29 protein-coding genes are annotated in these 14722 nt (G+C 36.6%); all 29 read right to left on the bottom strand.

The window, feature by feature from the left end; genetic code table 11:
* Nucleotides 1-6: 6 nt before the first annotated feature.
* The 29 genes from cdaA to rplD all read right to left on the bottom strand — a co-directional run bounded on the left by cdaA (nucleotide 7) and on the right by rplD (nucleotide 14695).
* Complete coding sequence (gene cdaA, locus AT726_RS06835; protein WP_237252509.1) at nucleotides 7-786, bottom strand: diadenylate cyclase CdaA; 780 nt, start codon at nucleotides 784-786, stop codon at nucleotides 7-9.
* 486 nt (nucleotides 787-1272) lie between these two features.
* The gene (gene rplQ / locus AT726_RS06830; protein WP_237252517.1) at nucleotides 1273-1590 is read right to left on the bottom strand and encodes a 50S ribosomal protein L17; all 318 of its coding nucleotides are present in this window, start codon (nucleotides 1588-1590) and stop codon (nucleotides 1273-1275) included.
* A 99-nt stretch (nucleotides 1591-1689) separates the two neighbouring features.
* Nucleotides 1690-2634, bottom strand: coding sequence for a DNA-directed RNA polymerase subunit alpha (locus AT726_RS06825; protein WP_055242984.1), 945 nt, complete (start codon nucleotides 2632-2634; stop codon nucleotides 1690-1692).
* A gap of 58 nt (nucleotides 2635-2692) precedes the next feature.
* Nucleotides 2693-3082, bottom strand: coding sequence for a 30S ribosomal protein S11 (rpsK, locus tag AT726_RS06820; protein WP_055242986.1), 390 nt, complete (start codon nucleotides 3080-3082; stop codon nucleotides 2693-2695).
* Between the two features lie 16 nt (nucleotides 3083-3098).
* Nucleotides 3099-3464 carry a 30S ribosomal protein S13 gene (rpsM, locus tag AT726_RS06815; protein ID WP_055242988.1) on the bottom strand — a complete coding sequence of 122 codons (366 nt, stop codon included), beginning with the start codon at nucleotides 3462-3464 and terminating at the stop codon, nucleotides 3099-3101.
* A 19-nt stretch (nucleotides 3465-3483) separates the two neighbouring features.
* On the bottom strand, nucleotides 3484-3597 hold the full coding sequence (gene rpmJ, locus AT726_RS06810; protein WP_006784454.1) for a 50S ribosomal protein L36: 114 nt from the start codon (nucleotides 3595-3597) through the stop codon (nucleotides 3484-3486).
* A gap of 36 nt (nucleotides 3598-3633) precedes the next feature.
* On the bottom strand, nucleotides 3634-3852 hold the full coding sequence (gene infA, locus AT726_RS06805; protein WP_006784453.1) for a translation initiation factor IF-1: 219 nt from the start codon (nucleotides 3850-3852) through the stop codon (nucleotides 3634-3636).
* Between the two features lie 19 nt (nucleotides 3853-3871).
* Nucleotides 3872-4618, bottom strand: coding sequence for a type I methionyl aminopeptidase (gene map, locus AT726_RS06800; protein WP_055242990.1), 747 nt, complete (start codon nucleotides 4616-4618; stop codon nucleotides 3872-3874).
* A complete protein-coding gene (locus AT726_RS06795; RefSeq protein ID WP_055242991.1) occupies nucleotides 4618-5268 on the bottom strand; it encodes an adenylate kinase in 651 nt (216 codons plus the stop codon). The genes map and AT726_RS06795 overlap by 1 nt, the downstream gene beginning before the upstream one ends.
* A gap of 13 nt (nucleotides 5269-5281) precedes the next feature.
* The gene (gene secY / locus AT726_RS06790) at nucleotides 5282-6562 is read right to left on the bottom strand and encodes a preprotein translocase subunit SecY (protein WP_055275540.1); all 1281 of its coding nucleotides are present in this window, start codon (nucleotides 6560-6562) and stop codon (nucleotides 5282-5284) included.
* The gene (gene rplO, locus AT726_RS06785) at nucleotides 6562-7002 is read right to left on the bottom strand and encodes a 50S ribosomal protein L15 (RefSeq protein WP_055242995.1); all 441 of its coding nucleotides are present in this window, start codon (nucleotides 7000-7002) and stop codon (nucleotides 6562-6564) included. Before rplO ends, secY begins: the two co-directional genes overlap by 1 nt.
* 21 nt (nucleotides 7003-7023) lie before the next feature.
* Entirely contained in the window at nucleotides 7024-7206 is a 183-nt protein-coding gene (gene rpmD, locus AT726_RS06780; protein WP_055242997.1) for a 50S ribosomal protein L30, read from the bottom strand.
* 13 nt (nucleotides 7207-7219) lie between these two features.
* Complete coding sequence (gene rpsE / locus AT726_RS06775; RefSeq protein WP_055242999.1) at nucleotides 7220-7723, bottom strand: 30S ribosomal protein S5; 504 nt, start codon at nucleotides 7721-7723, stop codon at nucleotides 7220-7222.
* 20 nt (nucleotides 7724-7743) lie between these two features.
* The gene (gene rplR, locus AT726_RS06770; RefSeq protein WP_055243001.1) at nucleotides 7744-8106 is read right to left on the bottom strand and encodes a 50S ribosomal protein L18; all 363 of its coding nucleotides are present in this window, start codon (nucleotides 8104-8106) and stop codon (nucleotides 7744-7746) included.
* A 19-nt stretch (nucleotides 8107-8125) separates the two neighbouring features.
* Entirely contained in the window at nucleotides 8126-8668 is a 543-nt protein-coding gene (gene rplF / locus AT726_RS06765; protein WP_055243003.1) for a 50S ribosomal protein L6, read from the bottom strand.
* 27 nt (nucleotides 8669-8695) lie between these two features.
* Nucleotides 8696-9094, bottom strand: a complete 399-nt coding sequence (gene rpsH / locus AT726_RS06760) for a 30S ribosomal protein S8 (RefSeq protein ID WP_055243004.1) — start codon at nucleotides 9092-9094, stop codon at nucleotides 8696-8698.
* Between the two features lie 39 nt (nucleotides 9095-9133).
* Nucleotides 9134-9319 carry a type Z 30S ribosomal protein S14 gene (locus AT726_RS06755; RefSeq protein ID WP_055243006.1) on the bottom strand — a complete coding sequence of 62 codons (186 nt, stop codon included), beginning with the start codon at nucleotides 9317-9319 and terminating at the stop codon, nucleotides 9134-9136.
* Between the two features lie 22 nt (nucleotides 9320-9341).
* Nucleotides 9342-9881, bottom strand: a complete 540-nt coding sequence (gene rplE / locus AT726_RS06750) for a 50S ribosomal protein L5 (RefSeq protein WP_055243008.1) — start codon at nucleotides 9879-9881, stop codon at nucleotides 9342-9344.
* A 32-nt stretch (nucleotides 9882-9913) separates the two neighbouring features.
* A complete protein-coding gene (gene rplX, locus AT726_RS06745) occupies nucleotides 9914-10219 on the bottom strand; it encodes a 50S ribosomal protein L24 (protein ID WP_055243010.1) in 306 nt (101 codons plus the stop codon).
* 36 nt (nucleotides 10220-10255) lie between these two features.
* Nucleotides 10256-10624, bottom strand: coding sequence for a 50S ribosomal protein L14 (gene rplN / locus AT726_RS06740; protein ID WP_055243011.1), 369 nt, complete (start codon nucleotides 10622-10624; stop codon nucleotides 10256-10258).
* Nucleotides 10625-10667: 43 nt separating this feature from the next.
* Complete coding sequence (gene rpsQ / locus AT726_RS06735) at nucleotides 10668-10925, bottom strand: 30S ribosomal protein S17 (protein WP_068759272.1); 258 nt, start codon at nucleotides 10923-10925, stop codon at nucleotides 10668-10670.
* 23 nt (nucleotides 10926-10948) lie between these two features.
* Nucleotides 10949-11143, bottom strand: coding sequence for a 50S ribosomal protein L29 (gene rpmC, locus AT726_RS06730; protein WP_055243015.1), 195 nt, complete (start codon nucleotides 11141-11143; stop codon nucleotides 10949-10951).
* Entirely contained in the window at nucleotides 11133-11564 is a 432-nt protein-coding gene (gene rplP / locus AT726_RS06725; protein ID WP_055243016.1) for a 50S ribosomal protein L16, read from the bottom strand. Before rplP ends, rpmC begins: the two co-directional genes overlap by 11 nt.
* 1 nt (nucleotide 11565) lies before the next feature.
* Nucleotides 11566-12228, bottom strand: a complete 663-nt coding sequence (gene rpsC, locus AT726_RS06720) for a 30S ribosomal protein S3 (protein ID WP_055243018.1) — start codon at nucleotides 12226-12228, stop codon at nucleotides 11566-11568.
* Nucleotides 12229-12246: 18 nt separating this feature from the next.
* Nucleotides 12247-12582, bottom strand: a complete 336-nt coding sequence (gene rplV, locus AT726_RS06715) for a 50S ribosomal protein L22 (protein WP_055243020.1) — start codon at nucleotides 12580-12582, stop codon at nucleotides 12247-12249.
* A 21-nt stretch (nucleotides 12583-12603) separates the two neighbouring features.
* On the bottom strand, nucleotides 12604-12882 hold the full coding sequence (gene rpsS / locus AT726_RS06710) for a 30S ribosomal protein S19 (RefSeq protein ID WP_055243022.1): 279 nt from the start codon (nucleotides 12880-12882) through the stop codon (nucleotides 12604-12606).
* Between the two features lie 46 nt (nucleotides 12883-12928).
* Nucleotides 12929-13759, bottom strand: coding sequence for a 50S ribosomal protein L2 (gene rplB, locus AT726_RS06705; RefSeq protein ID WP_055275534.1), 831 nt, complete (start codon nucleotides 13757-13759; stop codon nucleotides 12929-12931).
* Between the two features lie 28 nt (nucleotides 13760-13787).
* A complete protein-coding gene (gene rplW / locus AT726_RS06700) occupies nucleotides 13788-14072 on the bottom strand; it encodes a 50S ribosomal protein L23 (RefSeq protein WP_006784432.1) in 285 nt (94 codons plus the stop codon).
* Nucleotides 14072-14695, bottom strand: a complete 624-nt coding sequence (gene rplD, locus AT726_RS06695) for a 50S ribosomal protein L4 (RefSeq protein WP_055243025.1) — start codon at nucleotides 14693-14695, stop codon at nucleotides 14072-14074. The genes rplW and rplD overlap by 1 nt, the downstream gene beginning before the upstream one ends.
* Nucleotides 14696-14722: the final 27 nt, after the last annotated feature.

Below are 14722 nucleotides of genomic sequence, written 5' to 3'. Positions count from 1 at the left end.
ATTCAATCAACTAAGATATTGCTGTAAGTCAGTTTTAAATGAATCAATGACATCATAAACTTTTAACTCACCTTTGTAGGCAATTGAATAACGACCTGTTTCTTCAGATACCACAAGTGTTATACTATCAGAAATTTCACTGATTCCAATAGCAGCACGGTGACGTGTACCAAAAGCCTTATTGATATCTTCTCGTCTTGTTGAAGGAAGATATGCGCCAGCACAATATAATTTTCCTTCTCGAATCATTACTGCTCCATCATGTAAAGGCGTCGTCGGAACAAAAATTGTAGTTAATAACTCCTGTGAAATTTCACCCGAAATAATAGTAGACGGGGTAATAAACTCATCAAGCTTAACCCCACGTTCAATAACTATTAATGCTCCTATACGTCGTTTAGCTAGAAATTCAACGGAATTAGCTAAAATACTAATCACATCATGTTCTGCAAGAACATTACGTTCACGATTCATTGTACTATTTCGTCCAATCTGTTCAAGTCCGCTACGGATTTCAGGTTGGAAAATGATAATAACAGCAAGTAACCCCCAATCGATAACATTCCCAATCAAGGCATTCAGCGTATATAGATCAAAAATTTGACTTACAATGTCAATGAGATAAATCAAAATGACACCTTTTAAAATTTGAACGGCACGGACATTTGATTTAATCAGTTTTAAAATATAATAAATAATCAACCATACAAAGTATACATCTAAACATACTAATAACAGATCAAAAAATGAAATGTTTTCTACTGCATTAATTACTGTATTAATCAAACTGTCGGCCTCCTTTTTATAACATTTTTATTATATCATAACTCACTAAAATATAAATAAATGGATAAGAAATTAAGTAATTATAAAACATTTTTTACCAAATAGATTAAATCTAAAATTGCTTAATGCAGGTAATACAATTAAATAAATTAATAGCGATAATAATCAAGATAACTTATTGATAAATATTTTTCAGAAAATAATAGTAACACTTTTTAGTATATACTAGACCATTCATTATATCATCGTGTTTATTATTTTATGACGTATTTCAAAAAATCACCTAAACCTTTGTGAGATTTGAAAATAAAAGGGTGTATTAGACAATCTTGTTGATAAGCAATTGTTTGATATCAACGACTGTTGACTGTCGATTTTAAAGATTTGATCCCTTTTAAATAGACAAACACCCAATAACAACATTTTCGTCTAACAGATTCAAATAAAAAAAACCATAGAAGATAAAATCTTCTATGGTTTGAAAAATTATACTAACTCGATAACTACCATATCAGCTGCATCCCCACGGCGAGGTCCAACTTTTAAGATACGAGTGTATCCACCATTACGCTCAGCGTAACGAGGTGCGATATCAGAGAATAATTTTTGAACAGCTGTTGCTCCAGTTTCATCGTTAGCAACCTCTGCACGTACATATGCAGCTGCTTGACGACGAGCGTGTAAGTCTCCACGTTTACCTAAAGTAATTAATTTCTCAACTACTGAACGTAATTCTTTTGCACGAGCTTCAGTTGTTACAATGCGTTCGTTGATGATTAAATCTGTTGATAAATCACGTAACATTGCTTTACGTTGATGACTAAGACGTCCTAATTTTCTGTAAGCCACTTAAAATTCCTCCTTCCATATGAAAATGGAATTATAACATTATATATAAATCAATTATTTAGTGCAACCTAAGCTTAATCCTAATTCGTCAAGTTTATCCTTAACTTCTTTTAATGATTTTTTACCTAAGTTACGAACTTTCATCATATCTTCTTCAGAATGACGAGCTAATTCTTCAACTGTATTGATTCCAGCACGACGTAAACAGTTGTAAGAACGAACAGATAAGTCTAACTCTTCAATTGGCATTTCTAATACTTTGTTTTTCTCTTCATCTTCACGTTCAACGATGAATGATGCAAGTTGCCCTGCTTCATTTAAGTTAACTAGAATGCTGAAGTGTTCAACTAAGATTTTAGATGCTAAAGAGATAGCTTCTTGTGGGTTAACACTTCCGTTTGTCCAAACTTCTAATGTTAATTTATCGTATGATGCATCTTGACCAACACGAGTCTTTTCAACATCATAAGATACGCGAGTTACTGGTGTGTAGATAGAGTCGATAGCGATCTCTCCTGCACTCTCAAGTAATTTTTTATTATCATCCGCACCAACATAACCATTACCACGACGAGCTTTCATAGTCATTCGTAAACGACCTGTAGCTGATAAAGTAGCAATGTGTAAGTCAGGATTGATAATTTCTACTTGTTCGTCACATTCGATATCTGCAGCCGTAACTGCACCTTCTCTAGCAACATCAATACGTAATTCCTTAACCTCTTCTGAATCAATAGATAAGATTAAGTTTTTTAAATTTAAAATAATTTGTGTTACATCTTCAACTACACCATCGATAGAAGTGAATTCATGTTGAACTCCCTCTATAGAGATAGATGTTACTGCAGCTCCAGGAAGTGATGATAGTAATACTCGACGTAAGGAATTCCCTAACGTAGTACCATATCCACGTTTTAGAGGCTCAATAACAAATTTCCCATAGAATTCATCTTTGATGTATTCTTCAACTTCAATTCTTGGTTTTTCGATTTCTAACATCGATTTCCCTCCTCAGGATCGCTTAATAGTAGGGTACTACTTTCAAATAACTTCCTGATTAACCACGTGGGTGTTTTGGTGGACGGCATCCGTTATGAGGAACTGGAGTAACGTCTTTGATAGCTGTTACATCTAATCCTGCAGCTTGTAAAGCACGAATAGCTGCTTCACGACCAGGACCAGGACCTTTAACTGATACGTCTACACTTTTCATTCCGTGATCCATTGCAGCTTTAGCAGCAGCTTCTGATGCCATTTGAGCAGCGAATGGAGTTGATTTACGAGATCCTTTGAATCCTAATGCACCTGCACTTGACCATGAGATTGCATTACCATGAGGATCAGTAATCGTAACAATTGTATTATTGAAAGTCGAGTGGATATGTGCTACACCTGTAGCAATATTCTTTTTAACACGACGTTTACGACTAACTTGTTTACGTGCCATATGATGACCCTCCTAACTATTTTTTCTTATTAGCAACTGTTTTACGTGGACCTTTACGAGTACGGGCATTGTTTTTAGTGTTTTGTCCGCGTACTGGTAAACTTCTACGGTGACGGATACCACGGAATGAAGCGATCTCCATTAAACGTTTGATGTTTAATGAAACTTCACGACGTAAGTCTCCTTCTACTTTTAATTTATCTACTTCTGCACGGATACGGTTTAACTCATCTTCAGTTAAATCACGTACACGTGTATCTTCTGATACACCAGCAGCAGCTAAGATTTGTTGAGCTGTTGGTTTACCAATTCCATAGATATATGTTAATGAAATTACAACGCGTTTGTCGCGAGGAATATCTACACCAGCAATACGTGCCATACATTGCACCTCCTAAAGCTTATCCTTGTTTTTGTTTATGTTTTGGATTTTCACAAATTACCATTACTTTCCCTTTACGGCGAATAACTTTACATTTATCGCAGATAGGTTTTACAGATGGTCTTACTTTCATGAATTAAAACCTCCTCATTTTTCAGTATATCGGAGTCTATTTGTGACGATATGTAATACGCCCACGTGTTAAATCATAAGGAGATAATTCTACTGTTACTTTATCACCTGGTAAAATACGAATGAAGTTCATACGGATTTTACCAGAAACGTGAGCAATTAATTGATGACCATTTTCTAATTCTACTTTAAACATAGCGTTTGGCAAATTATCGATAACGGTAGCTTCTACTTCAATAACGTCTTGCTTAGCCATTGATTATGCCTCCTTATCTTTATAACTTAGTTAATATTTCATATCCATTGTCAGTGATGACAACAGTATGTTCGAAATGAGCACAGAGAGCTTTATCACGAGTAACTACAGTCCAATTATCAGCTAAAGTACGAACGTATCTCTCACCATAATTAACCATAGGTTCGATTGCTAAAGTCATACCTGTTTTCAATCTTGGTCCTCGTCCAGGAGGTCCATAGTGTGGAATTGAAGGATCTTCATGTAGATCTTGACCGACACCATGCCCAGCGTACTCACGGACAATCGAGAAATTATGAGATTCTACATACACTTGAATAGCGTGTGAGATATCTGATAAACGATTTCCCGCTTTAGCCTGTTCTAAACCGACAAATAATGATTGTTTAGTTACATCAAGTAATCGTTGAGCTTCATCTGAGATTTTCCCTACTGGGTAAGTCCAAGCTGAATCACCATGATATCCATTATATTTCGCGCCGATATCGATTGAGATAATATCTCCATCTTTTAAGACACGATTTCCTGGAATACCGTGAACAAGTTCATCGTTTACTGATGCACAAATACTTGCAGGGAATCCATGATAACCTTTAAAAGAAGGTATTGCGCCTTGACTACGAATTACATCTTCTACAATTTTATCTAACTGCTTCGTTGTAACGCCAGGTTTAATGTGCTTTTGAACCTCTTGATGAGCTAAAGCAACAATACGACCGGCTTCTCGCATAATATCAATTTCGCGTGGAGTCTTACAAATAATCATTATTTATTGCCTCCAAGTACATCTTGGATTTCTGCAAATACAAGATCAATTGATTGTTGACCATTAATATTAACAAGATTTCCTGCTAAAGAGTAATAATCTAATAAAGGCTTAGTTTGACTAACGTAAACATCTAAGCGATTACCAACCGTTTCTTCATTATCATCTTTACGTTGATATAATTCTCCACCACACTTGTCACAAGTACCAGCAACTGCAGGAGGATTGAAGATCATGTGATAAGTTGCCCCACATGAACGACAAATACGACGTCCAGTTAAGCGCTCTTTAAGAATGTCTAAATCAACATCAATATTAATTACATAATCAATCTTCGAATCAAGAGAAGTCAGTATTTCATCTAAGGCTTTTGCCTGATCTACTGTTCGTGGAAAACCATCTAACAGGAATCCCGACTTGCAATCTGATTCAGACAAGCGATCCTTTACAATACCAATTGTAACATGGTCAGGTACTAATGCACCTTGATCCATGTAACGCTTAGCTTCCATACCTAATTCAGTTTGGTCTTTTATCGCCTTCCTAAACATATCTCCAGTTGAGATATGTGGAATTTGATAGTTTTCAATAATTTTTTCAGCCTGAGTACCTTTACCAGCACCCGGAGGCCCCATAAATACGATTTTCATCATATCACCTCAATTATTTGATGAATCCTTTATATTTTTGATCCATTGTTTTTGTTTGGATTTGCTTAGCAGTTTCGATTGCTACACCTACAACAATTAATAAGCTTGTACCACCAATTTCAACACTACTTGGTAAATCAGTGATTGCGCCAAATACAATTGGTAAGCCCGCAATGACTACTAAATAAATAGCTCCAATAAAAGTGATACGAGATAAAACTTTTGATAAATATTCTTCAGTATCAACACCCGGTCTTACACCTGGAATGTATGATCCTTGTTTTTTAAGGTTTTCTGCTACTTTTTCTGGACTTACTTGTACGAAAGCATAGAAGTAAGTGAAAGCAACGATTAATACAACATATAAAATAAACCCAATTGGTTGTTGGTAATTAAAGATAGCTTTAATTACATTAGTTACACCTGATTCAGGCAAGAAATTTACTACAGTTAACGGTAAGCTCACAAGTGAAGCTGCAAAGATTACTGGAATTACCCCAGCTGAATTTAACTTCAGCGGAATAAATGAATCTTTACGTCCCGATAACTGAGCAGAATTATGTCTATTGGCATATTGAATTGGTAATTTTCTAGTTGCGCTTTGTAAATAGATAACAGCAATAATTGTCAGAGCTAACAATGCTAACACTGAAATAAATGCTAACACGTTAGATACTGTTATATTTACCAAGTATTTCGTGTATAAATCGTTTAGCATATATGGAACACGAGATAAAATACCTGCTACGATAATCATTGATGTACCATTACCAATTCCCTTGCTAGTAATTTGATCAGCAAGGAAAATCATAACAGCCGTACCTGCTGTCATAGTTAATGCAATATAAAGATAAGTGATTACTGAATGACTTTCCAGTAAAATCCCTTGATATCCTAAATCGAAACCAATTGACATTGCAATGGCTTGAACAAATGCAAGAACTAAAGTGACATAACGAGTTAATTGATTTAACTTACGTTTACCAGTTTCACCTTCTTTTGCCCATTCAGACAAAATCGGTACAACATCCATTTGAAGCAACTGGATAACAATTGATGCAGTAATATAAGGAGAGATAGACATCGCAAACAATGAAAATCGTTTCAATGCCCCTCCACTTAATGTATCAAAGAATCCAAGCATCGGAGTTTGCGCGGAAGCTTCTAAAACAGATGTATTGATGGTTGGCACAGGAATATAAGATCCAATACGATAGACAACAAAGATCATCAACGTGAATAGGATCTTTTTACGTAAATCAGCGTTCTTCCATATCTTACTGAAAGTAGCCATTATACCACCTCGATTGATCCACCTTGAGCCGCAATTTGTTCTTCTGCTGTTTTTGAGAATTTAGCTGCTTTAACAGTTAATTTCTTCTCTAGTTGTCCTTGTCCTAAAACTTTAAGCCCAGAGTGTAATTTTTTAATTACTCCAGTTTCTAATAAAAGTTCTGCAGTAACAACTGTTCCATCTTCGAATTTATTTAATTGATCTAAATTAACGATAGCGTATTCTTTACGGTTGATGTTAGTAAATCCACGTTTTGGTAAACGACGGAATAAAGGAGTTTGACCACCTTCGAATCCTAAACGAACTCCACCACCTGAACGAGCGTTTTGTCCTTTGTGTCCTTTACCTGCAGTTTTACCTTGACCTGAACCGTGTCCACGACCGATACGTTTTCTATCTTTACGAGACCCTTCAGTATATGTTAACTCATGTAATTTCACCGAAAGTCACCTCCTCTTTGATTATTTCTCTACTACAGTCAATAAATGAGATACTTTATTAATCATACCGCGAACAGCTACATTGTCAGCTTTAACAACTGTTTGGTTTAATTTTTTTAAACCTAATGCTTGAACTGTTGCACGTTGAGATTCATTTTGACCGATTACACTACGTGTTAAAGTAATGTGTAATTCTTTAGCCATTGGAGTTCCCTCCTTATCCTAAGATTTCTTCAACAGTTTTCCCACGTAATTCAGCTACGCGCTCAACTGTTTTTAAATTTTCTAAACCATTGATTGTTGCACGAACCATGTTAATTGGTGTGTTTGATCCTAAAGATTTTGATAAGATATCTTGTACTCCAGCTAACTCTAATACGGCACGTACTGGTCCACCTGCGATAACTCCTGTACCGGCAGAAGCAGGTTTTAATAATACGCTACCTGAACCGAATTCTCCAACGATTTGGTGAGGAATTGTAGTTCCAACTGTAGGTACATAGATTAAGTTCTTTTTAGCACTTTCAACTGCTTTTTTGATTGCTTCAGGTACCTCTTGAGCTTTACCAGTACCGAAACCAACGTGACCATTTTTGTCACCGACAACAACTAATGCAGCAAAACGGAAACGACGTCCACCTTTTACTACCTTCGTTACACGATTAATAGTAACTACACGTTCTTCAAGTGTTAAGTTACTAGGGTCAATGATTTGACGCATCTTTGTCCCTCCTTCTTTAATTAGAATTGTAATCCATTTTCACGAGCTGCTTCAGCTAATGCTGCAACACGTCCGTGATAGATATATCCTCCACGGTCGAAAACAACTGATGTGATATTTTTTTCTAAAGCGCGTTTAGCAACTGCTGCACCTACTGCTTTAGCTGCTTCAACGTTACCTGTAGAAGCGATGTTTAAATCTTTATCTAAAGTTGATGCACTAACTAATGTAGTACCAGTTACATCATCAATGATTTGCGCATAAATGTGTTTGCTAGAGCGGAATACATTTAAGCGTGGGCGCTCTGCAGTTCCTGTAACTTTAGCACGTACACGGTAATGTCTTTGTTTACGTAACTCATTACGTGATACTTTTTTAATCATTCAGGCCACCCCTTTCGAATTATTTTTTAGCTTTTTTACCTTCTTTACGACGAACATGTTCACCTTTGTAACGGATTCCTTTTCCTTTGTATGGTTCAGGAGCACGTACAGCGCGAATGTTAGCAGCGAATTCTCCAACTACTTGTTTGTCGATCCCTTTTACTACTACAGTAGTATTGTTAGGTACTTCGATAGTTACACCTGCAGGTGCATCCATCTCAACTGGGTGAGAGTATCCAGCGTTTAATACAAGTTTTTCTCCTTGTTTTTGTGCACGGTATCCAACCCCGATGATTTCTAACTCACGAGTAAACCCTTCAGATACACCAACAACCATGTTGTTTAATAAAGCACGTGTTGTTCCGTGTAACATTTTGTTTTCCTTGTTATCGTTAGGACGAACTACAGTTAATTCGTTTCCTTCAACTGTAATTTGCATATTTGCATTAAATGTACGAGAAAGTTCCCCTTTAGGTCCCTTCACAGTAACTAAGTTATTTTCAGCAACAATCACTTCAACACCAGAAGGTAATGCTACTGGTTTATTACCAATACGAGACATTTATGTGACACCTCCTGTCTTTATTTATTACCAAACGTAAGCTAATACTTCTCCACCAACTTGTTGTTGACGAGCTTCTTTATCAGCCATAATTCCTTTAGAAGTAGATAAGATAGCGATACCTAATCCGTTTAATACTTTAGGAACTTCTGTATTTTTAACGTATACACGTAAACCTGGTTTAGAGATACGTTTTAAACCTGTGATAACACGTTCGTTGTTTTTACCGTATTTTAAAGCAACACGTAAAACACCTTGTTTGTTATCTTCAATATATTCTACATCGCGAATGAAACCTTCACGTTTTAATAATTCTAATACTTCACGTTTCATTTTAGAAGCTGGCATTTCAACCACTTCATGACGCATTTGGTTTGCGTTACGAATACGTGTTAACATATCTGCAATAGGATCTGTCATTACCATTTATTTTTCCTCCTTCCCGTTTAAAGAGAATTAAGTTTATTACCAGCTTGCTTTTTTAACACCTGGGATTTGTCCTTTATATGCTAATTCACGGAAGCAAATACGGCATAATTTGAATTTGCGTAAGACAGAGTGTGGACGACCACAACGCTCGCAACGTGTATATTCACGAACTGCGAATTTTTGTTTACGCTGTTGTTTGATAATCATAGATTTTTTAGCCATGAGTGACGCCTCCTTTCATCAATTATTTTTGAAATGGCATCCCTAATTGAGTTAACAACTCACGAGCTTCTTCATCTGTGTTAGCAGTTGTAACTACAACGATATCCATTCCTCGAACTTTATTTACTTTATCGAAGTCGATTTCTGGGAAAATTAATTGTTCTTTAACACCTAATGTGTAGTTTCCACGTCCATCGAATGATTTTTTAGAAACTCCGCGGAAGTCGCGTACACGTGGTAAAGAAACTGATACTAATTTATCTAAGAAATCATACATACGCTCACCACGTAATGTAACTTTACATCCGATTGGCATTCCTTCACGAAGACGGAAACCAGCGATAGATTTCTTAGCACGTGTGATAACTGGTTTTTGACCAGTGATTAAAGCTAATTCAGCTACAGCCTCATCTAAAACTTTAGAGTTGCTTACAGCATCTCCGATACCCATGTTGATAACGATTTTATCAATTGTTGGGATTTGCATTACAGATTTATATCCGAATTTTTCAACCATTTGGTTTTTTACTTCATTTTCGTATTTTTGACGTAAACGATTCATGCAGGTTTACCTCCCTTCGTTGTTAAACTATATTATAATACTTCACCTGATTTTTTAGCGAAGCGTACTTTTTTACCGTCAACGAATTTATATCCTACGCGTGTTGGTTTACCACTCTTTGGATCTACAATCATAACGTTAGATGCATGGATCGGTGCTTCAAATTCAACGATTCCACCATCTGGATTCATTTGAGAAGGGCGTACGTGTTTTTTAACAACATTTACACCTTCAACAACCACCTTGTTTTTAGATGGGTTTGCTGAAAGAACAACACCTTCTTTACCTTTATCTTTACCTGAAATGATAACTACTTTATCTCCAGTTTTAATTTGCATATCGTGCACCTCCTAATCTTAAGGATTAAGTGTTAATTAAAGTACTTCTGGAGCTAATGAAACAATACGCATAAAATCTTTATCGCGTAATTCACGAGCTACTGGTCCGAAGATACGAGTACCACGTGGAGATTTATCGTCTTTAATAATAACTGCTGCGTTTTCATCAAATTTAATGTATGATCCATCAGCACGACGAGCTCCAGTTTTCGTACGGACGATTACTGCTTTAACAACATCACCTTTTTTAACAACTCCACCTGGCGCTGCTGACTTAACTGTAGCAACAATAACATCACCGATGTTACCAGTTTTTTTGTGAGAACCACCTAAAATTTTAATTGCTAATAATTCTTTTGCACCAGAGTTATCAGCAACTCTTAAACGTGTTTCTTGTTGAATCATGATTGGACCTCCTTTCAAGACTCCAGTATTTCAATAAAATTAATTAAATAATAACTGCTTTTTCAACAATTTCAACTAAACGGAATTTTTTTGTTTTTGACATAGGACGGCATTCTTCAATGCGAACTAAATCTCCAACTTTTGCTTCATTTAACTCATCGTGAGCTGCATATTTTTTTGAATATTTAACTCGTTTACCGTATAGAGGATGTACTTTGTAAGATTCGATAAGTACTGTAATTGTTTTATCTGTTTTATCTGAAACTACACGTCCAGTAAAAGTTTTTTTAGTACGTTCCATAAGTGAACCTCCTCTCAAGCTCATTATTTATTGTTTTCGCGTTCGCTAATGATCGTTTTCATACGTGCAATACCTTTACGTACTTCACGAATACGACCAGTGTTTTCTAATTGTCCTGTAGCTAATTGGAAACGAAGGTTGAATAACTCATCTTTTAATTCGTTAATTTTAGCTTCGATTTCTGTAGTGGTTAAATTACGGATTTCATTAGCTTTCATTACTATCACCACCGTCTACACGTTTTACAAACTTAGTTTGAACTGGTAATTTGTGAGAAGCTAAACGTAATGCTTCACGAGCGATCTCTTCAGATACACCACCAATTTCAAACATAACTTTTCCAGGTTTTACTACCGCAACCCATCCGTCTGGAGCCCCTTTACCTGATCCCATGCGGACTTCTAAAGGTTTAGCAGTTTTAGCTTGATGAGGGAAGATTTTAATCCATACACGTCCGCTACGTTTCATATAACGAGTCATAGCAATACGAGCTGCTTCAATTTGACGGTTAGTTACCCAAGCACCAGTTGTTGCTTGTAAACCATACTCACCAAATACTACAGTTGTTCCACCTTTTGCACGTCCTTCATAAGACAAGCGGTGAGGGCGACGATATTTTGTACGTTTAGGTACTAACATATTATTTACCCTCCTTTGCTACTTGACGGTTTTTTGTAGGTAATACTTCACCTTTGTAGATCCATACTTTAATACCTAATTTACCGTAAGTTGTATCTGCTTCTGCTGTAGCGTAGTCGATATCAGCACGTAATGTATGTAAAGGTACATTTCCTTCACTATATCCTTCAGCACGAGCCATATCTGCTCCACCTAAACGTCCTGATACTTGAGTTTTAATCCCTTTAGCACCAAATTTAATAGCACGTTGGATTGCAACTTTTTGTACACGACGGAAAGAAGCACGATTTTCTAATTGTTCTGCGATTGAGTTTGCAACTAATTGAGCATCAACTTCAGGACGTTTGATTTCAACGATACGGATGAAAACACGTTTACCTGTCATTTTTTCTAATTGAGCAACAGCTGCATCTTTTTCTGATCCACCACGACCGATTACCATACCTGGTTTAGCCGTATGAACGATAATATTAACACGGTTTTTTGCACGTTCGATTTCAACGCGTGATACCGAAGCTCTTTTGAATTTGTTATTAATGTAATCACGGATTTTTAAGTCTTCGTGTAATAAAGTAGCGAAGTCTTTATCGTTTGCATACCAACGAGCATCCCAATCACGGATTACACCAACACGTAAACCAATTGGACTAACTTTTTGACCCACTTCGTATCCCTCCTTTAATTATTTTTTCTCAGCTACCACGATAGTGATGTGAGATGTTCTTTTGTTGATTTGTGATGCACGACCTTGTGCACGTGGACGGAATCGTTTTAATGTTGTACCTTCATTCACATATGCTTCCTTAACATATAGTGAATTGATATCTAAGTTTAAGTTGTGTTCAGCATTTGCGATAGCTGATTTTAAAACTTTCTCAACAATCGGAGATGCCGCTTTAGGAGTGTGTTTTAAAATTGCGTATGCTTCGCCTACTTGTTTTCCTCGAATTAAGTCAATCACTAAGCGTGCTTTACGAGGAGCAATGCGAACTGTTCTAGCCATAGCTTTAGCTTCCATAGCCATGTCCTCCTCTCAATATTAACGTCTAGTTTTTTTGTCTTCTTTGATGTGTCCTTTATAAGTACGAGTTGGCGCGAATTCACCTAATTTGTGTCCTACCATATCTTCAGTAACATATACAGGAACATGCTTGCGTCCATCATAAACAGCAATTGTATGTCCTACAAACTGTGGGAAAATTGTTGAACGACGTGACCAAGTTTGAATGATTTTTTTGTCTCCGCTTTCGTTAGCAGCTACAACTTTTTTCATTAAATGATCGTCACAGAAAGGTCCCTTTTTTAAACTACGTCCCATTCTAAATTTCCTCCTTTCGAACATTTACATTTAGCATATATCTTTATTATTTGTTGCGTCCGCGAACAATTAATTTACTTGATGCTTTTTTCTTGTTACGAGTTTTTAAACCAAGAGCTGGTTTACCCCATGGTGTAACTGGAGATTTACGTCCGATTGGAGTACGTCCTTCCCCACCACCGTGTGGATGGTCATTAGGGTTCATTACAGAACCGCGAACAGTTGGACGAGTACCTAACCAACGTGTACGACCTGCTTTACCGATGTTTACTAATTCGTGGTCAGCATTACCAACTTCACCGATTGTTGCACGGCAAGTTCCTAATACTTTACGAACTTCACCTGAAGCTAAACGAACTAATACGTAACGCTCTTCACGCCCTAAGATTTGAGCAGAAGTTCCTGCTGAACGTACTAATTGTCCACCTTTACCAGGTTTTAACTCGATGTTGTGGATTAATGTACCAACTGGGATGTTCATGATTGGTAATGCATTACCAATTTTGATATCCGCATTAGCACCTGATTCAATTTGCATTCCAACTTTTAATCCTTTAGGAGCGATAATATATCGTTTTTCTCCATCAGCGTAGTTGATTAATGCGATGTTTGCTGAACGGTTTGGATCGTATTCGATTGTAGCAACACGTCCTGGAATACCGTCTTTTGTACGTTTAAAGTCGATGATACGGTATTTACGTTTGTGTCCACCACCGTGATGACGTACTGTGATTTGACCATGATTATTACGCCCTGCTTTTTTGCTTAAAGGAGCTAATAATGATTTCTCTGGTTTATTAGTCGTAATTTCGTCAAATGTTAAAACTGACATGTTACGACGACCATTCGTGGTAGGTTTATACTTTTTAATAGCCATCTTGTTCCCTCCTTTTACGACTTATTAATTATACTTCAAACTTTTCGATTGTTTGTCCTTCAGCTAATGTTACGATAGCTTTTTTCATTGAAGGCTTGAATCCTTCATAACGTCCAACACGACGTTTTTTAGGACGAACGTTAACGATGTTTACTTTCTCAACTTTTACATTGAATAAAGCTTCACAAGCTTGTTTAACTTCGATTTTGTTTGCTTTTTTATCAACTTCGAAAGTGAATTTACCTTCGTTCATTAAATCATAAGATTTTTCAGTGATAATTGGGCGCTTAACGATATCTCTAGCATCTTTCATTATGCAAGCACCTCCTCAATCTTTTTAACTGCATCTTGAGTAATAACTAACTTAGTTGCATCTAAAAGATCTAATACATTTAATTGAGCTACTGATAATACTTTAACACCTGGGATGTTACGAGTTGATAATTCAACTGTTGTATTTTCTTCAGCAGTTACAACTAATGCTTTAGATGTGATGTTTAAAGCACCTAAAACAGAGATCATTTCTTTTGTTTTTGGAGCTTCGAATGCTAATGCATCTAAAACTACGATTTCATTTTCAACAACTTTAGTTGATAACGCAGATTTTAAAGCTAAGCGACGAACTTTTTTGTTTAATTTGTATGCATAGCTACGTGGAACTGGTCCGAATACGATTCCTCCACCACGCCATTGAGGTGCACGAATAGATCCTTGACGAGCACGTCCAGTACCTTTTTGTTTCCAAGGTTTACGTCCACCACCACGTACCTCAGTACGAGTTTTAGTTTTGTGCGTTCCTTGACGCATTGATGCACGTTGCATAATTACAGCATCGAACATTGCTTGTTTATGAGGCTCAATACCGAAGATTGTTTCGTTTAACACGATTTCTCCAACTTGAGCACCTTGTTGGTTATATAATGCTACTTGTGGCATTATGAATCCTCCTTTCCTACTGTACTA

The organism is Turicibacter sp. H121 (assembly GCF_001543345.1).
In the GTDB taxonomy this organism is placed as follows: domain Bacteria; phylum Bacillota_I; class Bacilli_A; order MOL361; family Turicibacteraceae; genus Turicibacter; species Turicibacter bilis.
The sequence above is the reverse complement of the archived record's forward strand: the minus strand, read 5'-3'. Positions and strand labels throughout refer to the sequence as shown.